Genomic DNA, 21173 nt, shown 5'->3' on the forward strand with positions numbered 1-21173 from the left:
AGAGTGGGACATGAACGTCTTTCTGTGGATCGTCGCGGGGGTCCTGGCCGCCTTCTTCCTGGCCGCCGGCGCGACCAAACTGAGCCAGTCGCGCCGCAGGCTGCTCGCGAACCCGAACATGCAGTGGGTCGAGGACTTCTCGGCCGGCACGGTGAAGCTCATCGGCACCGCCGAGGTGCTCGGGGCACTCGGCCTGATCCTGCCCGGTGCCCTCGACATCGCACCGATCCTGGTCCCGCTGGCCGCGGTCGGGCTTGCGGTGATCATGGCCGGCGCGATCGTGACCCACGCCCGCCGCAAGGAGTGGAAGGTGCTCCCGCTCAACGCGGTCGTGCTGATCCTGGCCGTCCTGCTCGCCGTCTTCCGCTTCGGCCCCAACAGCTTCTAGGAAGAGTCCCACCAACTTCTAGGAAGATAGGACCCAACCGGACGAAGGACGCCGGTTGGAGGGGTGGGCAATGACGTACGACGTGGCGGTGGTGGGGGCCGGGGCGATGGGGTCGGCGGCGGCTCGCGCGTTGGCGGCTGACGGGCGGGAGGTCGTCGTACTGGAGCAGTTCACGCTCGGGCACGAACGCGGTGGATCGCACGGCGGCACGCGGCTGTTCCGGCCGGCTGCCGACAACGCCGACCTCGCGCGGCTGACCGAGCAGGCGCGGCCGCTCTGGCGTGAGTTGGAGGCGGAGTCCGGCGAGACGCTGTTCGAGGTCACCGGTGGGATCGACTTCGGCGTGGACGACGCGACCGTCGAGGCGTTCCGGTCGTTGCATGCGGCAACCGGCGAGGTGCTGACAGCCGAGGCGGCGACCGAACGGTGGCCGGGGTTCCGCTTCGAGACACCGGTCCTCCACCAGCCTGGCTCCGGACGCCTGTACGCCGACCGCACCGTCAAGGCACTGCAGACGGTCGCAAGCCGGCACGGCGCAGAGTTCCGCGTGCAGTCGCCGGTGCACGCTCTGCGCGTCCACGACAGCTTCGTGGAGCTCGACGTACCAGGTGGGGCGGTGCGGGCGCAGCACGTCGTGGTGACGGCCGGTCCGTGGGCTCCGAGGTTGCTGACAGGACTCGCGCCGCTGCCACCGATCATCTGCACGCAGGAGCAGCCGCGGTTCTTCGCACCGACATCGGATGGCCTGGACTGGCCGAGCTTCCTGAACCACAACGGCAACAGCTACGGGTTGTTCGAGCCCGGAACCGGAGTGAAGGTCGGACTGCACGGCTCCGGTCCGGAAGTCGACCCCGACACGCGGGACTTCGCGCCGGAACCGGGGCGGGACGCCGAGCTGATCCGCCACGTCGAGCAGTGGTACCCGGGACTCGACACAGCGCGGTCCACGACGATCAGCTGCCTCTACGACAACACCCCGTCGGACACCTTCGTCATCGACCGGGCCGGACCGATCACGGTCGCCGTCGGGTTCAGCGGGCAGGGCTTCAAGTTCGTACCGCTGGTCGGTGAGTTCGTGCGTGGCCTGGTGACCGGTGCAGCCGCCGTACCGTCGCGATTCCGGATGGCGAGCCACAATGTCCCTCGCTGACCACATCGCCGAGCTGTCGCTGGTGGACCACCATGTTCACGGCGCGGTCAAAGGCCCGCTCGACCGGACCGCCTTCGAGCGGCTGATCACCGAGTCGGACCGGCCGGTCCCGCCGTGGCTGTCGACCTTCGATTCCCAACTGGGATTGGCGATCCGCCGGTACTGCGCTCCGCTGCTCGGACTGGAGCCGCACGCGTCGCCCGACGACTACCTCGCGGCCCGAGCGCAGCACAATCCGAACACCCTGCTCCTCGACGCCGCAGGTGTCAGCGACTACCTCGTCGACACGGGCTACCAAGCCGACGCAGTGACCGGTGTGGACGAATTGGCGGCGTTGAGCGGCTCGCGTGCGCATGAGGTCGTCCGGCTGGAGTCCGAGCTCGAGTACGTCGCCGCACACGAGTCCACCGTTGCCGCCGTACCGGATGCGTTTCTACGGCGGCTGGAGAAACGGACTGCCGGTGCTGTCGGGCTGAAGAGCATCGTCGCGTATCGGCATGGGTTCGACTTCGACCCGGCCGAGCCAAACACCAAAGAGGTGTTGGCCGCACTCGACCGCTGGTACTCCGCAGGCACGGACCGCGTCACCGACCCGGTGCTCCTGCGCTGGCTGCTCTGGATCGGTGCACGCCGCGGCCTACCGCTGCAGCTCCACGTCGGCTTCGGCGACACCGACCTGAACCTGCGGACCGCCGACCCACTACTGCTGACCGAGTGGCTGCGCCAGGTGGAGCCACTCGGCACGCAGGTCGCCCTGCTGCACTGCTATCCGTTCCACCGCGAGGCCGGATACCTCGCACACGTCTTCCCCCACGTGTACTTCGACCTGGGCCTGACCACCATGTACGTCGGCGCGCGGGCGGCGGCCGTGGTCGCGGAAGGTCTGGAGCTGGCGCCGTTCGGCAAGCTGCTCTACTCCTCGGACGCGTTCGGCCCGGCAGAGCTGCACTACCTCGGCGCTGTCCTGTGGCGGCGGGCCGTCACGTCAGTGCTCAGCGGCTTCGTCGAGCAGGACGACTGGTCCGCCGAGGACGCCGTACGCGTAGCCGCTCTGTGGGGTCGTGACAACGCCCGGCGGCTCTACCGGCTGCCTTAGAGATAGAGGCCGGTCTGGCCGTCTTCCAGACGGCCGGCCGCGACCGCGTGCAGATCGCGCTCGCGGAGCAGGATGTAGTCGTCACCGCGGACCTCGACCTCGGCCCGGTCCTCCGGGTCGAACAGGACCCGGTCGGCGACCTCGACGGTGCGGACATTGGCCCCGATGGCGACCACCTTCGCCCAGGCGAGCCGGCGACCCATCTGCGCGGTGGCCGGGATCAGGATGCCGGCCGACGACTTGCGCTCGCCCTCCTGCTCGAGGGAGACCAGGACGCGGTCGTGCAGCATCCGGATAGGCAGTTTGTCGTCGGAGAGCTTCTTGCGAGGAGTCACCGGCGACCCACCAGCCGCCGGATCAGCAGCAGGACGGCGAGTACGCCGACCGCGGCACCACCGACCGCGACGATCTTCTGGGTCCGCAACTGGCCACGCTCGTCGAAGACCTGCGCCTTCGCGTGCTCGACCTGGCGCTTGGCCAGGTTTTTCGGGTGCGCCCGGTCGACCAGCTCGTCCACCGTGGAGGCCAGCCGCGCCCGAGTGGCGGCGATGTCCGCCTCGATCTGCTCGGCAGTCCGAGCCTTCGCCTTCGTGTCCGACACCTGTCGGCGCTCCCTTCATTCGTCGGGCCAGCCCCGGGATGGCCGGGCCTGCCCTGCGTACATCCCATCCTCGCAGGTCAGGCCTGCAAGTCCACGACCACCTTGATGTCATCCGGTTCGCGGACCAGCGCGCTCGGCCAGTCGGACAGCGGCACGGTCCGGGTGATCAGCCGCTCCAGCCAGGTCCGGTCCGCGGCGAGCAGCACGTCGACGGCATCGGCGTAGTGCCGCTTGCCCGCGTTCACCGAACCCACCAGCGCGGCATTGCGGACCACCAACTGCCGGATCAGGGCATCCAGCTGTACGTCGATCGACGCGGGACCGGGCGAGATCCCGATCAGGCACATCACCCCGGCCGGCGCGAGCAGCTTCGCGCAGTCGAACACCACCTGCCCGGCCCCGGTCGCCTCGATCACCACATCCGGTACGACGCTCAGCTCGGCGAGGTCGGTCAGATAGGTGCCACCGAGTGCTCGCACCAGCTCCGACTTCGGCCCGTCCGGCACCCGGTCCAGGACATGGACGTCGTACCCGCGCTGTGTCGCGATCAGGGCGGACAGCAGTCCGATCGGCCCAGCCCCGGTGACGAGCACGTGCTGCGGCCCGAACCAGGACCGCCGACCGGCGAGATCGACCTGCTCCCAGGCCTTGGTGATCACACTGGCCGGCTCCACGAGTACGCCGAGGTGCCCGAGCTCTGCCGGGATCGGTACGGCGAAGAACGGGTCGACCCGCCACCGCTCGGCGCCGTACCCGTCCATCTCCTTGATGCCGCGCTCGGTGTACTCACCGTTGCGGCAGAAGTCCCACTCACCGCGTGCGCACGCCGGACAGGGCTCCGGGTCGGGGCGGCGGACCACACCGGCCACCAGATCGCCTGTTGCGAAGCCAGAACCCGCCGGCGCCTCCAGCACCCGCCCCAGCGACTCATGTCCGATCACCAGGTGATCCGAGCCCGGCCGCCCGCTGCCGAACGCTCCGGAGACCAGCTCGATGTCCGTCCCGCAGATGCCGGTCAGCAACCCCTCGACCAGCACGGAACCGTCGGAGGTGGGCGGGTCCGCGACCTCTCCGAGCTTCGCAGAGTCGGCTTTCCCCGGTATGACTGTCATGGCCCGCATGCGCCAACTCCACCCCGCGGCCCCTGCCCGCGCAAGTCGCCACTCAGGCTCCCCGCCCACGTACGATTGCGAGCAGTTCACCCCGTTCCCCTGGAGGGCCTGATGTCCGAACGTCTGTCCGTCGGCGATGTCGCACCTGACTTCACCCTGCCCGATGCCGATGGCAACGAGGTCGCACTGAAGGACCTGCGCGGGAAGAACGTGATCGTCTACTTCTACCCGGCCGCGATGACGCCCGGCTGCACCAAGCAGGCCTGCGACTTCCGCGACTCGCTGGACTCGCTGCAGGCCGCCGGGTACGCCGTACTCGGCATCTCACCGGACAAGCCCGCGAAGCTGGCCAAGTTCCGCGAGCGCGACGGCGTGACGTTCCCGCTGCTGAGCGACCCGGACAAGCAGGTGCTGACCGCGTACGGCGCCTTCGGCGAGAAGACCATGTACGGCAAGAAGGTCACCGGCGTGATCCGCTCCACCTTCGTGGTGGACCCCGAGGGCAAGGTCTCGGTGGCGCAGTACAACGTCAAGGCCACCGGTCACGTCGCCAAGCTCCGCCGCGATCTCGGCCTCTGATCCGGGCCGGTCCAGACCACTCCGCGCAGGGAAACCTTCGACCGTTTCACGGCGATGGTCCATGGAACGGTCGTTTGAGGAAAGTCTCCGGTGTGATTTGGATCACACCCCGATCTCACCGGATCGGAGTGACAGGACTACCGTCGGTGACTTTTTGAGTGTTCTTGCGAAAGAGCGGTACTCCCAGGACCACCGGCGTTCGGTTGCGGTCTACCCCCGGGTGTGTCAAGAAGTACTCCGACCTTGGCCCTGACCAGCCGAAAGCGGGTAATCTGCGCGCGCAGTCAGCCTCTGGGAGGGAGGGACCTGCCGCGATGGGAAAACATTCCTCTGCGGTGACGCGAAGTAACAACAACCGTCGTTCGGTGTACATCACTGCGGTCGGGCTATTGGTGGTGTCGTTGGGCGCCGTCTTTGTGGTCCGCTCCTTCGGATCGCAGTCCGGCGCCGACGGGTTCCTCGGCGGGCAGTCGTGTGACGACCCGACGCAGGTCTCGTTGAGCACCACACCCGAGATGCAGCCCTCGCTGGAGGCCGCGGCCAAGTCGGTGGCCGGCAAGGGGGGCGACGACGGAACTCCGTGTCTGCAGTTCACCATCAGCGGGGCTCCCTCGGCCAAGGTGGCCCGGGACATCGCCAGCGGCAGCGACAACCGGCCCGACCTGTGGGTGCCGGACTCGTCCCTGTGGGTGGCCCAGGCCGACGACGGCCAGAGCGTCCCGAGCATCGCCGTACCGTCCGTCGCGACCTCGCCGCTGGTGCTGGTCGGGCGGGGCGCCAACTTCGCCGACACGTCGTCCTGGCTGCGCGCCCTCGGCGCCTCGGATCCGGCCCTGCTGGACCCGCTGAACACCTCGCCCGGTGCGCTCGCGCTGCTCGCAGTGCAGTCCGAGCGGCAGAAGACCTCCGCCTCCGACACCCAGGTGTCGCAGGTGATCGTGCCGCTCGCGCAGCGACTCGGTTCGATGGCCAAGCCGTACTCCGACGTGAACGCACTGTTCGGCCGGGCGGACCAGGACGGTAGCAAGGTCGTCGTACCGGCGTCGGAGCAGAGCTTCGTGAAGTACCAGGAGGAGCACCCGGACGCCCAGCTGAAGGCGATCATGCCGGCCACCGGCACGCTGGCGCTGGACTACCCGATGGTGGTCACCGCCAAGGACGACGCCGAGACGATCACCGACGCCGGCAAGGCGCTCGCGGCGGAGTTGCTGTCCGACGCGTCGAGCCAGGCCCGCGACCAGGCCGGTTTCCGGGACGCACTGTTCAGCCCGCTCAGCGGCGGCCGCGGGGTCGGCGACCTGACCCAGCTGACCAAGCCGACCGGCGAGGCGATCGAGAAGGCGCTGCAGAACTGGACCCGGCTGTCGCTGTCCACCCACTCGCTGGCGGTCATCGACGTCTCCGGCTCGATGGCGGAGCAGGTCGGCGGCAAGTCCCGGATGCAGCTGACCATCGAGGCGGCGAGCGGCGGTCTGTCGCTGTTCCCAGACAGCGCCTCGCTGGGGCTGTGGACGTTCTCGACCCGGATCGGCTCGGACGGCGGCGACTACAAGGAACTCGTCCCGATCGCGCCGCTGTCGTCCGGCCAGCGGGGCAAGATCCTGGCCAACCTGAAGATCCAGCACGCGGTCGCCAACGGCGGCACTGGTCTGTACGACACCGCGATCGCGGCGGTCCGCGCGGTCCGGAACCAGTACGACTCGAGCGCGGTCAACTCGATCCTGCTGTTCACCGACGGCAAGAACGACGACCCGGGCAGCCCGACCCTGGAGAAGACCATCCAGACCCTGGAAGGCCTCCGCGACCCGGCCCGCCCGGTCCGCATCATCGCACTCGGTATGGGCCCGGACGCGGACGCCGAGGAACTCCGCAAACTCGCCCAGGCCACCGGCGGCCAGTCGTACGTCGCCCGCAACCCCGGCGACCTGCGCACGGTGTTCATCGACGCCCTGCAAAGCCGCTGACCGGACGCTGCTCCCCTAGGATGTCTTTCCGAGGGGAGCAGCGCTGCACCCCAGCCAGAGTGGTGGAACGGCAGACACGCCGGCTTTAGGTGCCGGTGCCCCCGGGCGTGCGGGTTCGAGTCCCGCCTCTGGCACTTCAGGCGGCGTACTCGGCCGGCGTACTGCGCAGTGGTGAGTCGCCCGGGCGGAGGTTGAAGGCGGACGCCGCCGAGCCGCCGCGGATGACGAGTTCGACGAAGTCCGTGCCCGAGCTGCCGAGGATCAGACCCGCGACGCCGAGAGGTACGTCGGTCAGGTGGCGGTAGCAGCCGACCTCGGTCAGGGTGATCGAGCCGTCCTGAGTGCGGCCGGCGACCGGGATGGATGCCCCGATGGAGAACCCGATCGCGGCGGCACCGCAGTCGAGCTTGCAGTTGCCGAAGTTGTCGACGACGCTCACGGTCGGCTCGGCGTCATCCAGCACGGGTACGGCGGTCGGTGTCGACGGGACGGCGTGGCCGTCGGTGAGCCACTTGGCGAGCAGCGGCAGGTACCACAGGCTGCGGAACTGGGTGTCGGCGATCCTCTCGAGCTCCTCGGCACTGAACTCGGCCCAGTCGCGCGCCGCCTCGACGACCTCGCGGATGTCCGTCACGTGGACCCGATCGATCCCGAGCTCACGGCGTACCAAGGACAGGGTGCGCGCGTCGAACGTGCTCGCGACCAGATGCCGGCCGTAGCTGAAGAAGCAGAACGCGGCGCCGTTGGGCCACTCGCCGTCGCGGGGCGCGATGTTGACCAGCGTGATGGTCGGATGGCCGTCCGCCCCCAAGGACTCGGTCGATCTCAGACAGTCGAGCAGGGTGAGTGCGGCGAACGACTCCGGATCGGGCCCGTCGGCGGCCACGATCGTCGGCGACTGGCCGAACAGGGCGCCGATCCGGGTGCTGAGTCTGGCGCGGGCGTTGCCGCCGAAACAGTCGGTGACATAGGTGATCGGGTACATCGAATCTCTCCAAGGATGTGCAGGCAGCTGGGAAAAAGAGAGAGGCCCCCGACACAGGGGGCCTCTCGCTGCAAGCACATGCGCCTACGCCGCTAGAGTCCTCCGCATCGAGGGCTCAGCATTCGCAGTGCGGCGTACCAGGTCACGACCAGGAGCTTAGCTCACCGCGTTTGGCCGTTGTCGAAATACCTGACCAGGGTCGGGTCCAGCGGCGGGACGTCGATCGGGGTGCCGTCCGAACGCAGCGACGTGGTGGCGGCGTACCCGGCAGCGACCGCGGCCCGCGCGGCGACCGGTGACGTGAGCGTCTCGCCGCCGTCGCGGACGAAGCGGATGAACTCGCCCACCAGCAGGGGATCGGCGCCACCGTGGTGGTCCGAGCTGCCCGGGATCTCAACGACCTGGTCGGCGTCCTCGCGGTACCCGGACCGGCGGCTGTTCCAGACCTTCACCACGCCGCCGTACGTGTCACCGAAGTTCTCCAGCCGGCCGTGCGTACCGATCACGGTGTAGTTGCGCCAATAGTCCGGCGTGAAGTGGCACTGCTCGTAGGTCATCAGGACCCCGTTGTCGAGCGCCAGGTTGACCATGGAGAGGTCCTCGACGTCCATCACCGGCGCCAGGCCCTTCTGCTCCAGCGGCGGCCAGTTGTCGTCGCTGACGAAGTCGCCGAATCGCTGCTCCGATCGGTCCTGCCGGTCCTCAATACCGCCATACACGGTCAGCGCACCCATCGCGTTCACGCGCGTGGTGTAGCCGCCGGCCAGCCAGTGCATCACGTCGATGTCGTGGGCACCCTTCTGCAGCAGCAGGCCGGTGGAACGACGGCGGTCCGCGTGCCAGTCCTTGAAGTAGAAGTCGCCACCGTGGCCGACGAAGTGCCGGCACCAGATCGCCTTCACGTCGCCGATCGCGCCGGACTGGATCAGCTCCCGCATGGTCAGCACGACGGGCATGTGCCGCATGTTGTGCCCGACGTACAGGCGCGCGCCGCTCTCGTACGCCGCCTGCAGGACCCGGTCGCAGCCCTCGGTCGTGATGGCCAGCGGCTTCTCCACGAACACCGAGACACCGGCCCGCAGGAAGTCGATCGCCGGACCCTCGTGCAGGTCGTCGGGCGTCGTCAGGAAGACGCCGTCGAGCTTCTGGTCGAGCAGTCCGAGATGGTCCGCGTACGCCGTCGCGCCGGCGAACCGCTCCAGTGCGATGTCTCGCTGCGCGGCGGCCGGATCGGCCACTGCCACGATCGCCGAACCCTCGCCCGGGGTGTGCGCGTACTGCGCGAGCCGGCTACGGGCCCCGAGTCCCACCAAGCCAAACCGAAGATCAGTCATCAGCAAGCAGCTCCTGCACATAGTTGTTTGAAGCACAGTAACTCCGAGCAGTTGCGTCCTTCAATCACCCGTCCTCCAGCTGGAATTGATGCGTTGGTCATCCAGGAAACACCGAAGTCTCGCTCCGTGCCGTCACCATGGCGGAATGTGAGCCTCCACTACGTGGCACTGGGGGACTCGACCACCGTAGGTGTCGGGGACCCGATGAACGGCAGCAGTACGACCGACCTGTCCGGTGCCGGTGCGCGCCCGGGTGAAGGGTGGCGGGGCTGGGCCTCGTTGCTTGCCGACTCCCTGGCCAGTTCCCACCGTGTGACGTTCTCCAACTTCGCGACCAGCGGGGCCACCGTGCACCTGGTCGCGACCGAGCAGCTGCCCGAAGCCGTAACGACCAGTCCGATCGACATCGCCTCGCTCATCGTCGGGGTCAACGACACTCTGCGATCCAACTTCGACTCCGGCCGGATCCGTGCCTGCCTGGATCACTGCGCCGAGCAACTCACCGCCCGTGGCGCACTGCTGCTCACGGTCAGGTTCCACGACCACGGCCAGGTGTTCGGTCTGCCGGCGTGGCTGCGCCGCCCACTGTGGCAGCGGATCGAGCAGGTCAACCAGGTGTACGACGACCTGCACGCGAAGTTCGGCGGGATCCGGCTGGACATGGCCGACTACCCGGAGGTGTACCGCCGGGACTTCTGGAGCATCGACCGGCTGCACCCGGGTGAGCGCGGTCACCGGCGGCTGGCCCGGGCGTTCGCCGACGAACTGGCCCGGCGCGGGCTGCCGATCGACGTACCTCCGGATCTGGACTGTGCCGGGGTCGCACCGAGCCGGTGGGCGGACACGCTCTGGAGGGTCAAGGAAGGCGTTCCGTGGCTCGGCCGCCGGGCCAACGACCTGGTGCCGTGGGCTGCCCGGATGGCCGTCACCCAGGTTCGCCCGTCCAGTGGCCTGCGTCCGTCCGGTTCGTCCAGTGCCCTGCGCCCGTCCAATGCGGAGGTCCAGCGTCTGGAGGCATAGGGTCGGACGCATGGCGCGTATCGATGGACGTACCCCGGATCAACTACGGCCCGTCACCCTGACCCGGAAGTGGCTCGACCACGCCGAGGGCTCGGTGCTGGTCGAGTTCGGCCGGACCCGGGTGCTGTGTGCTGCGAGTGTGACCGAGGGTGTACCGCGCTGGCGCAAGGGTTCTGGTCTCGGCTGGGTCAGCGCGGAGTACGCGATGCTGCCGCGGGCGACCAACACCCGCTCGGACCGCGAGTCGGTCAAGGGCAAGATCGGCGGCCGGACCCACGAGATCTCCCGCCTGATCGGGCGTTCGCTGCGGGCCGTGATCGACTACAAGGCGCTCGGCGAGAACACGATCCTGCTCGACTGCGACGTACTGCAGGCCGATGGCGGCACCCGGACCGCGGCGATCACCGGCGCGTACGTCGCCCTCGCGGACGCGGTGTCGTACCTGCGCGAGCGCAAGCTGCTGAAGAGCGAGCCGCTGACCGGTTCGGTGTCCGCGGTCTCGGTCGGCATCATCGACGGCGCCCCGATGCTCGACCTCTGCTACGAGGAGGACGTCCGGGCCGAGACGGACATGAACCTGGTGCTGACCGGCGACGGCAAGTTCATCGAGGTGCAGGGCACGGCCGAGGGTGCGCCGTTCGACCGCGCCGAGCTGGACAGCCTGCTGGAGCTCGGTACGGCGGGATGCGCGGAGCTGACCAAGCTGCAGCTGGAGGCACTCGCGTGACGAAGGTGCTGTTGGCCTCTAACAACAAGAAGAAGCTCGAGGAACTGCGTCGCATCCTGACCCCGATCGTGCCCGGGATCGAGGTGCTCGGGCTGGGCGACGTACCGGCGTACGACGAGCCGGCCGAGACCGAGCCGACGTTCGAGGGCAACGCGCTGCTGAAGGCGCACGCCGCGCTGGCCGCGACCGGGCTGCCGTCGATCGCCGACGACAGCGGCATCTGCGTCGACGCGCTGAACGGCATGCCCGGCGTACTGTCGGCGCGCTGGTCGGGACCGGCCAAGGACAACCACGCGAACAACCTGCTGCTGCTCGGCCAGCTGGAGGATGTGCCGGACGAGCGGCGTGGTGCGTCGTTCATCGCCGCGGTCGCGTTCGTCCGGCCGGACGAGGAGGACGAGCTGGTGCTCGGTGAGATGCGCGGGTCGGTCATCCGCGAGCTGCGCGGCACCGGCGGCTTCGGGTACGACGTTCTGTTCCAGGCCGAGGGGTACGACCGGACGACGGCGGAACTGTCGATCGAGGAGAAGGACGCGATCAGCCATCGGGGCAAGGCGTTGCGTGCCTTGGCCCCGATCGTCGCGAAGGCGTTGGGAGGGTAGGACCATGTTGTTCGCCGGATCGGACCGGGACGGGGTCGCGGACGGGAAGATCACCGCGGCGTACCGGCGGTGGGCCGAGCCCCGGGTGGCGGAGGGGCGGATCTACCGCACCAACGCCGGCCGGATCGAGATCGACAGCGTCCGCCAGGTGAACCCGGAGCTGATCGCCGACAGCGACGCCGACGTGGCGGACGCGGACCGGCGCAACGCGAAGGACGTCCGCCGGCGGCTGCGCGGTAACGAGGACTGGCCCACGTTCCTGATCAAGTTCCACCTGGTCGAGGGGCCGGACCCGCGCGAGGAGCTCGCGGCCCAGTCGGAGCTGACCGCCGACGACCTCGCCGATCTCACGAACCGGCTGGCCCGCTTCGACGAGCTCAGCCACCACGGCGCTTGGACCACCCAGACGCTGCGGCTGATCCAGTCCAAGCCCGCCACCCGGGCCGCCGACCTGGCCGCCTCCCTCAATCGCGAGACGGCCCCCTTCAAACTCGACGTCCGCAAACTCAAGAACCTGGGCCTCACCCACAGCCTCGAAGTCGGCTACGAACTGAGCCCCCGCGGCACGGCGTACCTGGACGCCCTGGACTGACCCGAGGTATGAGTCACGCAGTGCCGGTCAGCTATGCGGAGGCTGTGCGGTATCGGCTGGACGTCAACCGGCTGGGTGAGCGGTTGGGGGCTGGGGAGTATGTGGGCGCGGCTCGGTTCGGGTTGCAGGATACGGCTCCTCGGGATGCGTTGATCGGGTTGCACGCGCGGGTGGAGGCGTGTGAGCCGTCGGCGTGGGAGGCGCCGGGGTTGGTGCAGACGTACAGTCCGCGGGCGGCGGTGTATGTGTTGCCGGAGCGGGACTTCGGGGTGTTCACGGTCGGGCGGATGCCGCTTGACGAGGGAAAGCAGCGGGAGATCGCACGTCAGGCCGACCGGATCTGCCGGGAACTGGGCGGCGCCGAGCATCGCGGCGGCCGGGGCAATGAGCTGCGGAGTGCCTGCTGGAGTGGGCGGCTGGCGTTGCGGTGGACGACCAGTGCGCTCTACGTGCGTGAGGTTCCGGCGCCCGAGATCGACTTCCAGGACGCGCATCTGGAGCTGTGCCGGCGACACGTGGAGGCGCTCGGGCCGACCACCGTGGAGGCCTTCAGTTGGTGGTCCGGGCTGTCGAGACCTGATGCGAGAGAAGTCTGGAAGCTGCTGGACGGTGAGCTTCTCCCGGTTGAGTTGGAAGGTCGCGAGGGGTGGATCCTCGCGGCGGACGAGCAGGCCCTCCGGTCAGCCCCGGCACCGGCCGGCGCACGGTTCCTGGTGGCTTCGGATCTGAGGCTGTTCGGGCAGGACCGGCACGGACTGTTCGCCGCACCGGGGCAGAAGCCGCGGATCCACCTGCACGACTGGTACCACCCGCACGGACTCATGCTGAACGGCGAGATCCGCGGCGCCTGGGGACGCAAGGGCGGGAAGGTCGACCTCCGCACCGCCGGCCCGCTGTCCGATCAGGACCGGGCCGCGATCGAGGCCGAGGCACTGTCGATGCCGATCCCGGGCGCGACGATGACCCTCACCATCACCGAAATGGAGCCGTAGGCAACTACTTGCCGAGCGGAAGGCCGGCCTGGAGGTGGGCGAACGCGCGGTCGATGATCTCGAAGTAGTCCTGCATGTTGGCGTGGCCGGTGATCTGGTACGTCGCCATCACCACGCCGACGACCGCGCCGGCCCAGGCCCGGACGGCGAAGTCGTCGGCGGAGCGGCCGACCCGCTCGGCCGCCAGGGCGGCCAGCAGGTCGATGCCGGCGTACAGCTGGTCGAGCATCCGCGCGCGCAGCTCGGGGGCATTGAGGACGAGCTGCTGGCGCTGGGACTCCAGCTCCCACTCCGCCTCGGTCAGCGTCCGCATGCTGTCCTTGAGGGTCGCACGCAGCGCGTCGGTCGGGTTCAGCTCGGCCGGCTGCGCGCGGAACACGTCGATCATCACCGGGTCGAGCCGGTCGAAGACGACGGTGTCCTCCTTGGTCGCGAAGTACCGGAAGAAGGTGGCCGGCGACACCTCCGCCGCGGCCGCGATCTCCTGCACGGTCGTCTCGGCGTACCCCTGGTCGCGGAACAGCCGCAGCGCGTGCTCCTGGATCGCCGCCCGGGTCTTCGCCTTCTTGCGCTCGCGCAGCCCGGGCGGCTTCTCCGTCGTCATACCTCGATTGTGACAACTTCTGCGGGCTCCGGCTCGACTGACGCACGGGTGCCGGGCAGGAAGGCCAGCGCGAGCACGAAGCCCAGAGCTGCGATCCCGCTGCACGTCCACAGGGTCGCGCTCATGCCGTGGACGAACGCCTCACGGGCCGATTCGGCCAGGGCCGGCGCGTTGGTGTGGGCCGCGATCGCGACCGCCCCTGACGCGCTGTCGCGGGCCGCGCCGGCGACAGCGGGCGGCAGGCCGCCGACGTTCAGGTGGTCGCGGTACGCCGAGTTGAGCACCGTACCGAGGATCGCCACACCGATCGTGCCACCGACCTGGCGGAGCGCCTGGATCAGGCCCGATCCGGATCCGCTGCGCTCGACGGTCAACGCACCGATCGCCAGGTCCATCACCGGCGGCAGCGTGAATCCGATGCTCACACCGACGAGGCTGACCCAGATCGCTGTGAACCCGTAGCCGGCGTCGACGCTGGTGAACGCGCCCATCACCAAGCCGGCCAGCATCAGCACGAAGCCGAACGCGACGGTCAGCCGCGGTCCGGCAGTGGCGGCGAGGCGCTCGGCGACCTTGGCACCGATCAGGAGTCCACCGATGATCGGCAGCAGCCGCAGGCCGGTGTTCAACGCGTCCGCGCCCTGCACAGCCTGGAAGAGCTGCGGCAGCACGAACAGCAGACCCATCAACGCGAACGACGCCAGCGTCGCGAGCACCGTGCCCCAGGTGAATCGCGGTGACCGGAACAGCGCCAGGTCGACCAGCGCATCCGCCGTACGCCGCTGCCACGACCAGAACACCGCCAGCAGTACGACGCCAACGGCCAGACTGGTCAGCGTCACCCCGTCACCCCACCCGCGCTCACCGGCCGCGACGAACCCGTACGTCACCGCCACCAGCCCCAATCCCGACAGCAGAATCCCGGGTACGTCGATCCGTCCGGACCGGTGACCGCGCGTCGCCGGGATCAGCAGAGCGACCGCGACCAGGCCGACGGCGACCAGCGGCAGGTTGATCAGGAAGACCGATCCCCAGCGGTAGTGGTCCAGCAGCCAGCCGCCGAGCACCGGCCCGAGCGGGATGCCGAGCGAGTTGGCCATCACCCAGATCGTCATCGCCCGGACCCGCTCCCCCGGCTCGAACAGCACGTTGAGCAAGGACATCGACAGCGGGATCAGGAAGGCCGCCCCGACCCCGAGCACCGCGCGAGCCGCGATCAACTGCCCCGCCGACGAGGCGAACGCACAGGCCGCCGACGCCCCGCCGAACACCACGAGGGCCCCGATCAGCAGATGCTTCTGGCCGAATCTGTCACCCAGCAGCCCGGCGGGCAGCAGCAGCGCCGCGAGCACCAAGGTGTACGAGTTCGCGAACCACTGCAGCTGACTGGTCGACGCCCCCAGCTCGGTCGCCAGCGTCGGCAGCGCGACGTTCAGCACGGTCAGATCCAGCCCGACCACGATCAGGCTGACCGACATGGCGCCCAACGCCCACCACCGCCGCGAGTCACGGCTCACAGCACCCATCACACACGCCTCCTGAGATCGACTCTAATTTGAGAGTAGATCTCAGAATTTGTTTCAGCAACCCTGCACTGCCTCCCGCAGAACCTTCCGGAAGAGCTCGGGTTGCTCCAGCCACGGAGAGTGACCGGCGTCGGGGACGAGGTGGAAGGTGTGGCGCGGAGTGTGCGACGCCAGGTCGCGGACATTGGCCGCCGACCGGGGATCACCGGCGCCGTGGACGAACGTGACCGGCGCGCGCAGCCCGGCCGCGAGCCCGGCCAGGTAACCCTCGGGCCAACGGTTGACGTCCAGGCCGAGCTCTCGATTGGCGGCGAAGTTGATCGGCAGATCCACCGCCGCGCTCTTCCGCGCCCACGTCATCGCCATCGACCGGTCGGCATAATCGGGGAACCACGCCAGCACGCGGAACTCGAGCTCCTCCTCCGGTGTCCGGTCGTGCTTCTCCCCCAGTTCGTCCAGCCGTTCGACCTGGGCCGGGGTCATCCGCCGCGCGCGCTCTTCCCGTTCCGGCGTACGCCAGTCGCCGATCCCGACGCCGCCGACGTACACGACTCCGGCGACGCGGTCGCCGTAGCACCCGGCGTAGGCCAGCGCGAGCGTTGCCCCGAACGAATGCCCGAGTACGACGATCCGGTCACAGCCCCAGTGCTCGCGAAGTTCGTCGATGTCCTGCGCCGTCCGCCGGACCGACTGCAGCTCCGACCTTCCCGACCGCCCGCAGCCGCGCTGGTCGAACCGGTGGACGACGGTCAGATCGTCCAGCATCTCCGCGAGTACGGCGTAGTCGTCCCACAAGCCTGGGCCACCGTGGACGATGACGACAGGCGGCAACGAACTGGCGGTGCCGCTGGTGATCGTCCACAGCGGGACGCCGTCAGATGTCGAAAACGGCATGGGGGGTCGCAATCTCGATCGGGCCTGGGTACGTGCGGGCGGCGGCCTCGGCCTGGGTCTCGCGGCTGTACCAAGGTGGGACGTGGGTGATGATCAGGCGTTTGACACCGGCCTTCTTGGCGTGTTCGCCGGCGTCGGCGGGCGTCAGGTGAAGGTCGGTCGGGTTGTGCGGATCGTTGTCCTGCAAGGCGGCCTCGGACAGCAGGACGTCGGCACCACGGGCGAGCTCGACCAGCGCGTCGTTGGGCCCGGTGTCGCCGGTGTAGACGAGTGACTTGTCGCCGTGCTCGACCCGGATCGCGTACGCCGGCACCGGGTGCACCATCCGCGCGGTGCGCACCGTGAACGGGCCGATCCGCTGAACTGCCTGCCAGGTGTGGAATTCGATCTCCTCCTCCATCCCAGGATCGATCGGCAGGTCGTACGCCGACGCCATCCGGCCGGAGGTCCCGGGCGGCCCGTAGACCGGGATCCGCGGGATCGGCGTACCTGGTCCGTACTTCGCCGCGACGTACAACCCGCACAGGTCCATGCAGTGGTCAGGATGCAGGTGGGACAGGCCGAGCGCGCCGATCTCCGGGACCGCGACATGTCGCTGGAGCGAGCCGAGCGCGCCACTGCCGAGGTCGAGGATCAGGTGGAAACCCTCAGCGGTGATCAGATAGCTCGAGGCGGCCGAGTCCGGGCCGGGTACGGACCCGGAGCAGCCGATCACGGTGAGCTTCATAGCCGGAACATTACCGGCGGGTTGCCGGCTTCGCAGGACCGCGGGTCGCGTCGCGGATCATCGGATCCAGTTGCCTGGCGGTGATTTCGCGCACATCACGACGGGATCCGGTGCCCTGGACAACAGACCGGCTAGCGGACCCAGGCGAACTGGTCGACCGCGGACAGCACCGGCCCGAGGAAGCGAGAGCCGATGGCGGCGAACTCGTCCGGGCTGCCGGTGGTGACGAAGCGGTGCCGCGGCTCCGGCAGATTGTCCGCGCGGAGCAGCCCGGTCTTGGTGAGTACGCCGTACACGTCCTTGGCGCACTCCTCGGCGCTGCTCACCAGCGTCACGTTGTCGCCCATCACGTACGAGATCACGCCCGTGAGCAACGGATAATGCGTGCAGCCGAGGATCAGCGTGTCGACGCCGGCCTCGACCAGCGGATCGAGGTACTCGTGCGCGGCCTCGAGAAGCTCGGGCCCGGACGTCACGCCCGACTCGACGAAGTCGACGAAATCCGGGCAGGCACGGGTGAACAACTCCACCTGCGGCGCGGCCGCGAACCCGTCCTCGTAAGCGAGCGACGCCGCCGTCGCCCGGGTGCAGATCACGCCGACGCGCTGGTTCCGGGTCGCGGCCACGGCCCGGCGCGCGGCCGGCAGGATCACTTCGACGACCGGTACGTCGTACCGTTCGCGGGCGTCGCGGAGCATCGCCGCACTGGCCGAGTTGCAGGCGATGACGAGCATCTTCACGCCGGCCTCGACGAGATGATCGAGGCACTCCAGCGCGTACTCGCGCACCTCGGCGATCGGCTTCGGGCCGTACGGCTGGCGGGCGGTGTCGCCGAGGTACAGGATCGGCTCGTGCGGCAACTGATCGAGCACCGCGCGGGCGACGGTGAGTCCGCCGAAGCCTGAATCGAAGATCCCCACCGGTGCGTCAGCCACAGGCAGAGCTTATACAGGTCTGATCGCGGGCAGTTCCGAAGCCAGCCTCACCTAACCGAGCGATCCGACACGCCGGAGTTGTCCACATCTTTACTCTGCGGAATTGCCTTTTCACGTGATGGGCGCCACTCTGGAGCGATGTTTGCTCGACCGCCCTTCGTGATGCCATGACACTGGCGCACCAGATCGCGGTGGTGCTGGGCACCACCGCCGCACCGAATCCGCAACCCAACGACGCGACGGCGGCGGGCCAGGCTGCGGACACGCACAGCACTACCGCGGACATCGTGGCGGCCCTCGGGCCGACCGGGATGCTGGTGGTGCTGGCCATGGCGGCGTTCGCCTTGTACGTCGTCTCGCTGTCGCTGCACCCGAACGCCAAATGCAACCGTTGCAAAGGCGCCGGACGGCACCGCGGCGCACTCTTCAGCTACGCCCAACGCCCCTGCAGCAGTTGCAAGGGCCGCGGCGTTCACCCCCGACTGGGACGCAAGGTCCTCTTCAAGCAACCGTAGACGGACATGACCTAGTCACGATCAGGTGCCGGCAGCAACAACAACCGGCACAGTCCTGAGTCCCGGCCCTCCGCCCGCCGGCACTCAGCTCCACCTCAGGCCCAGAGCTGACCCTCGAGGCGATCCTCCGCCTCGTCGATCGTGCCCTCGTAGGCACCGGTGGACAGGTACTTCCAGCCACCGTCCGCGACCACGAACGCGATATCCGCGGTCTCGCCCTCGCGGACGCATTTCGCTGCCTGGCCGAGCGCCGCGTGCAGGATCGCGCCGGTGGAGATCCCCGCGAAGATCCCCTCGTTGTCCAGCAGCTCACGGACCCGGCGTACGGCGTCGCGTGGGCCGACCGAGAACCGGGCGTCGATCAGGGTCTCGTCGTACAACTCGGGCACGAACCCCTCGTCCAGATTGCGCAGTCCGTAGACGAGTTCGCCGTACCGCGGCTCGGCCGCGACGATGCGCACCTCGGGCTTGTGTTCGCGGAAGAACCGGCCGGCGCCCATCAGCGTGCCGGTGGTGCCGAGGCCGGCCACGAAGTGGGTGACGGACGGCAGATCGGCGAGGATCTCGCGCGCGGTGCCGTCGTAGTGCGCGGCCGCGTTGGACGGGTTGCCGTACTGGTAGAGCATCACCCAGTCCGGGTGCTCCTCGGCGACCTGCTTGGCCACCCGGACCGCCTCGTTCGAGCCACCCGCGGCCGGGGAGGAGATGATCTCGACTCCCCACATCCGCAGGATCTGGCGGCGTTCCTCGGAGGTGTTCTCCGGCATCACGCAGACCATCCGGTACCCGCGCAGCTTGGCCGCCATCGCCAGCGAGATGCCGGTGTTGCCCGACGTCGGTTCGAGGATCGTGGTGCCGGGCCGCAGCCGGCCGTCCTTCTCGGCGTCGAGGAGCATCCGCAGCGCCGCCCGGTCCTTGATCGAACCGGTCGGGTTGTGGTCCTCCAGCTTCGCCCACAACCGGACGTCCGCCGACGGCGACAGCCGGGGCAGACCGACCAGCGGCGTGCCTCCGACCGAGTCGAGCAGACTGTCGAAACGCATGCTCAGCCGCCGGCCACCGCGGGCAGTACGACGACCACGTCGCCGTCCTTCACGCCGGTCTTCAGGCCGCCGGTGAACCGGACGTCCTCGTCGTTGACGTAGACGTTCACGAACCGGCGCAGCTCCTCCGGCTCGCCCTCGACGATGCGCTCCTTCAGACCCGGGTGGGCCCCGTTCACGTCGTCGATGAACTCGGCCAGCGTGGCGCCGTCCCCGTTCACCGCCTTCTCGCCGCCGGTGTACGTGCGCAAGATCGTCGGCACGCGCAACTCGATCGCCATATCAGTTGTCTCCTCTTGTTTCCTCATAAGAACCCACCACGCGCACTTCTTCTTCCACGACCTCGGCGTCGATGATCCGGTACGACCGGAACTCGACGGGACCGTCGTACGCCGGGGAGTCGGCGCCGTCCCGGGTCGACACCAGCACGTAGTGGGCGCCGGGCTCCTGGGCGAGGGTGATGTCGGTGCGTGACGGAAACGCCTCGGTGGCGGTGTGCGAGTGGTAGATCACCACCGGCTCCTCGTCCCGCTCGTCCATCTCCTGGTAGAGCCGGAGCAGGTCGCCGGAGTCGAACTCGTAGAACGTCGGCGACATCGCCGCGTTGAGCATCGGCACGAACCGCACCGCCCGGTCCGACCCGGCCGGTCCCGCGACCACGCCACAGGCCTCGTCCGGGTGGTCCCGGCGGGCATGCGCGACGATCGCGTCGTACGTGGCCTTCTCGATGATCAACACGAGACCACGGTACGGCGACCGCCGGACCCGTCCTGCCAACCCGGGAGTCGGTCCATTATGCGGACAGAGCGCTACCAGCGATCGTGGATCTGTGGCCGGATCAGTTCGTCGTACGTCGCCTGGACGGCGGCCGACTGGTCGGCGCTGAGCGGGGAGAGGCTCGCCGCCGCCAGGTTGCCGGCGACCTGGGCCGGGTTGCGCGCGCCCGGGATGACGACGCTCACACCCGGCTGGTCGAGGATCCAGCGGAGGGCGAACTGGGCCATGGTGACGCCGGCGGGCAGCCAGGGCATCAGGCGGCGGACGGCCTCCAGCCCGGTGCCGAAGTCGACGCCGGAGAAGGTCTCGCCGACGTCGAAGGCCTCGCCGTGGCGGTTGTAGGTGCGGTGGTCATCGGCCGAGAACGTGGTGTTCTCGTCGTACTTGCCGGACAACAGCCCACTCGCCAGCGGAACGCGGGCGATGATGCCGACGCCGGCCGCTTGCGCCGCGGGCAGCACCTCGTCGAGCGGCTTCAGCCGGAACGCGTTCAGGATGATCTGCACCGACGCCACGTTCGGCCGCGCGATCGCGGTGAGCGCTTCCGCGCAGGTCTCGACGCTCACGCCGTACGACGTCATCCTGCCCTCGTCCACCATCGAGTCGAGCGCGTCGAACACCGCGTCGGTCGAGTACACCGGCGTCGGCGGGCAGTGCAGCTGGACCAGGTCGATGGTGTCGACACCGAGGTTCTGCCGGGACCGGTCGTTCCACGCCCGGAAGTTCTCCAGCGTGTAGTTCTCCGGGACCTGCTCGACCCGGCGTCCCATCTTGGTCGCCACGGTCAGGCCGTCGTACCTTTTGAAGACCTGACCGACCAGCCGCTCGCTGCGCCCGTCGCCGTACACATCCGCGGTGTCGATGAACGTGACGCCGCCCTCGATCGCCGCCCGCAGTACCGCGAGCGCATCGCCCTCGTCGACCGAGCCCCAGTCGGCGCCCAACTGCCAGGCACCGAGCCCGACCACACCCACGTCCCGACCAGTCCGACCAAGCCTGCGCGTCTCCAT

At 68.9% G+C, this 21173-nt stretch carries 25 protein-coding genes and 1 tRNA gene; 12 read left to right on the top strand and 14 right to left on the bottom strand.

Annotation, left to right across the window (positions count from 1 at the left end; translation table 11 throughout):
• Positions 1 to 10 precede the first annotated feature (10 nt).
• The 3 genes from OG817_RS27825 (at position 11) to OG817_RS27835 (ending at position 2634) form a co-directional block, all read left to right on the top strand.
• On the top strand, positions 11 to 388 hold the full coding sequence (locus tag OG817_RS27825; protein WP_406047557.1) for a DoxX family protein: 378 nt from the start codon (positions 11 to 13) through the stop codon (positions 386 to 388).
• Positions 389 to 458: 70 nt separating this feature from the next.
• On the top strand, positions 459 to 1538 hold the full coding sequence (locus OG817_RS27830; protein WP_406047558.1) for an FAD-dependent oxidoreductase: 1080 nt from the start codon (positions 459 to 461) through the stop codon (positions 1536 to 1538).
• Entirely contained in the window at positions 1525 to 2634 is a 1110-nt protein-coding gene (locus OG817_RS27835) for an amidohydrolase family protein (protein WP_406047559.1), read from the top strand. The genes OG817_RS27830 and OG817_RS27835 overlap by 14 nt, the downstream gene beginning before the upstream one ends.
• Here OG817_RS27835 and OG817_RS27840 read toward each other — a convergent pair.
• The 3 genes from OG817_RS27840 to OG817_RS27850 all read right to left on the bottom strand — a co-directional run bounded on the left by OG817_RS27840 (position 2631) and on the right by OG817_RS27850 (position 4356).
• Positions 2631 to 2924 carry a co-chaperone GroES gene (locus OG817_RS27840; RefSeq protein WP_360453437.1) on the bottom strand — a complete coding sequence of 98 codons (294 nt, stop codon included), beginning with the start codon at positions 2922 to 2924 and terminating at the stop codon, positions 2631 to 2633. The two genes, OG817_RS27835 and OG817_RS27840, sit on opposite strands and share 4 nt — an antisense overlap.
• A 41-nt stretch (positions 2925 to 2965) precedes the next feature.
• Entirely contained in the window at positions 2966 to 3235 is a 270-nt protein-coding gene (locus OG817_RS27845) for a DUF3618 domain-containing protein (protein ID WP_396395416.1), read from the bottom strand.
• 77 nt (positions 3236 to 3312) lie between these two features.
• A complete protein-coding gene (locus OG817_RS27850) occupies positions 3313 to 4356 on the bottom strand; it encodes a glucose 1-dehydrogenase (protein WP_406047560.1) in 1044 nt (347 codons plus the stop codon).
• A 102-nt stretch (positions 4357 to 4458) separates the two neighbouring features.
• On the opposite strand from OG817_RS27850, the gene bcp reads away from it, so the two are divergent.
• The 3 genes from bcp to OG817_RS27865 all read left to right on the top strand — a co-directional run bounded on the left by bcp (position 4459) and on the right by OG817_RS27865 (position 7024).
• Positions 4459 to 4926, top strand: a complete 468-nt coding sequence (gene bcp, locus OG817_RS27855) for a thioredoxin-dependent thiol peroxidase (protein ID WP_131361816.1) — start codon at positions 4459 to 4461, stop codon at positions 4924 to 4926.
• 365 nt (positions 4927 to 5291) lie between these two features.
• The gene (locus tag OG817_RS27860; protein WP_406047561.1) at positions 5292 to 6890 is read left to right on the top strand and encodes a substrate-binding domain-containing protein; all 1599 of its coding nucleotides are present in this window, start codon (positions 5292 to 5294) and stop codon (positions 6888 to 6890) included.
• A 53-nt stretch (positions 6891 to 6943) separates the two neighbouring features.
• Positions 6944 to 7024: transfer RNA gene (locus tag OG817_RS27865), tRNA-Leu, on the top strand.
• Positions 7025 to 7026: 2 nt separating this feature from the next.
• Here OG817_RS27865 and OG817_RS27870 read toward each other — a convergent pair.
• Together OG817_RS27870 and OG817_RS27875 are read right to left on the bottom strand one after the other, a co-directional pair.
• Positions 7027 to 7875, bottom strand: coding sequence for an SAM hydroxide adenosyltransferase (locus OG817_RS27870; protein WP_406047562.1), 849 nt, complete (start codon positions 7873 to 7875; stop codon positions 7027 to 7029).
• A 161-nt stretch (positions 7876 to 8036) separates the two neighbouring features.
• Positions 8037 to 9209 carry a Gfo/Idh/MocA family protein gene (locus OG817_RS27875; protein ID WP_406047563.1) on the bottom strand — a complete coding sequence of 391 codons (1173 nt, stop codon included), beginning with the start codon at positions 9207 to 9209 and terminating at the stop codon, positions 8037 to 8039.
• Between the two features lie 162 nt (positions 9210 to 9371).
• On the opposite strand from OG817_RS27875, the gene OG817_RS27880 reads away from it, so the two are divergent.
• Genes OG817_RS27880 through OG817_RS27900 form a run of 5 tightly spaced genes read left to right on the top strand, consistent with a single transcriptional unit; the run spans position 9372 to position 13142 of the window.
• On the top strand, positions 9372 to 10229 hold the full coding sequence (locus OG817_RS27880; RefSeq protein WP_406047564.1) for an SGNH/GDSL hydrolase family protein: 858 nt from the start codon (positions 9372 to 9374) through the stop codon (positions 10227 to 10229).
• 10 nt (positions 10230 to 10239) lie between these two features.
• Entirely contained in the window at positions 10240 to 10956 is a 717-nt protein-coding gene (gene rph, locus OG817_RS27885; RefSeq protein WP_131361811.1) for a ribonuclease PH, read from the top strand.
• On the top strand, positions 10953 to 11558 hold the full coding sequence (gene rdgB / locus OG817_RS27890) for an RdgB/HAM1 family non-canonical purine NTP pyrophosphatase (protein WP_406047565.1): 606 nt from the start codon (positions 10953 to 10955) through the stop codon (positions 11556 to 11558). The genes rph and rdgB overlap by 4 nt, the downstream gene beginning before the upstream one ends.
• A 4-nt stretch (positions 11559 to 11562) precedes the next feature.
• A complete protein-coding gene (locus OG817_RS27895; RefSeq protein ID WP_406047566.1) occupies positions 11563 to 12150 on the top strand; it encodes a hypothetical protein in 588 nt (195 codons plus the stop codon).
• A gap of 8 nt (positions 12151 to 12158) precedes the next feature.
• Complete coding sequence (locus tag OG817_RS27900; protein WP_406047567.1) at positions 12159 to 13142, top strand: DNA glycosylase AlkZ-like family protein; 984 nt, start codon at positions 12159 to 12161, stop codon at positions 13140 to 13142.
• A gap of 4 nt (positions 13143 to 13146) precedes the next feature.
• Here OG817_RS27900 and OG817_RS27905 read toward each other — a convergent pair whose 3' ends face one another.
• The 5 genes from OG817_RS27905 to murI all read right to left on the bottom strand — a co-directional run bounded on the left by OG817_RS27905 (position 13147) and on the right by murI (position 17828).
• Complete coding sequence (locus tag OG817_RS27905; RefSeq protein WP_406047568.1) at positions 13147 to 13746, bottom strand: TetR family transcriptional regulator; 600 nt, start codon at positions 13744 to 13746, stop codon at positions 13147 to 13149.
• On the bottom strand, positions 13743 to 15272 hold the full coding sequence (locus OG817_RS27910) for a DHA2 family efflux MFS transporter permease subunit (RefSeq protein WP_396395427.1): 1530 nt from the start codon (positions 15270 to 15272) through the stop codon (positions 13743 to 13745). The genes OG817_RS27905 and OG817_RS27910 overlap by 4 nt, the downstream gene beginning before the upstream one ends.
• A gap of 54 nt (positions 15273 to 15326) precedes the next feature.
• Entirely contained in the window at positions 15327 to 16166 is an 840-nt protein-coding gene (locus tag OG817_RS27915; protein WP_406047569.1) for an alpha/beta fold hydrolase, read from the bottom strand.
• Positions 16147 to 16893, bottom strand: coding sequence for an MBL fold metallo-hydrolase (locus OG817_RS27920; protein WP_406047570.1), 747 nt, complete (start codon positions 16891 to 16893; stop codon positions 16147 to 16149). The genes OG817_RS27915 and OG817_RS27920 overlap by 20 nt, the downstream gene beginning before the upstream one ends.
• 131 nt (positions 16894 to 17024) lie before the next feature.
• Entirely contained in the window at positions 17025 to 17828 is an 804-nt protein-coding gene (gene murI / locus OG817_RS27925; protein ID WP_406047571.1) for a glutamate racemase, read from the bottom strand.
• Positions 17829 to 17995: 167 nt separating this feature from the next.
• Between murI and OG817_RS27930 the strand changes: the two genes are divergently transcribed.
• Entirely contained in the window at positions 17996 to 18343 is a 348-nt protein-coding gene (locus OG817_RS27930; RefSeq protein ID WP_396395431.1) for a hypothetical protein, read from the top strand.
• Between the two features lie 95 nt (positions 18344 to 18438).
• Here the strand turns inward: OG817_RS27930 and OG817_RS27935 are convergent, their stop codons facing one another.
• The 4 genes from OG817_RS27935 to OG817_RS27950 form a co-directional block, all read right to left on the bottom strand.
• Positions 18439 to 19386: a PLP-dependent cysteine synthase family protein gene (locus tag OG817_RS27935; RefSeq protein WP_131361802.1), complete on the bottom strand. Its 948-nt coding sequence runs from the start codon at positions 19384 to 19386 to the stop codon at positions 18439 to 18441.
• A gap of 2 nt (positions 19387 to 19388) precedes the next feature.
• Entirely contained in the window at positions 19389 to 19667 is a 279-nt protein-coding gene (locus OG817_RS27940; protein ID WP_360453268.1) for a MoaD/ThiS family protein, read from the bottom strand.
• 1 nt (position 19668) lies between these two features.
• The gene (locus OG817_RS27945) at positions 19669 to 20124 is read right to left on the bottom strand and encodes a M67 family metallopeptidase (RefSeq protein WP_360453271.1); all 456 of its coding nucleotides are present in this window, start codon (positions 20122 to 20124) and stop codon (positions 19669 to 19671) included.
• Positions 20125 to 20195: 71 nt separating this feature from the next.
• A complete protein-coding gene (locus OG817_RS27950) occupies positions 20196 to 21173 on the bottom strand; it encodes an aldo/keto reductase (RefSeq protein WP_406047572.1) in 978 nt (325 codons plus the stop codon).

The organism is Kribbella sp. NBC_00889 (genome assembly GCF_045207705.1).
GTDB lineage: Bacteria > Actinomycetota > Actinomycetes > Propionibacteriales > Kribbellaceae > Kribbella.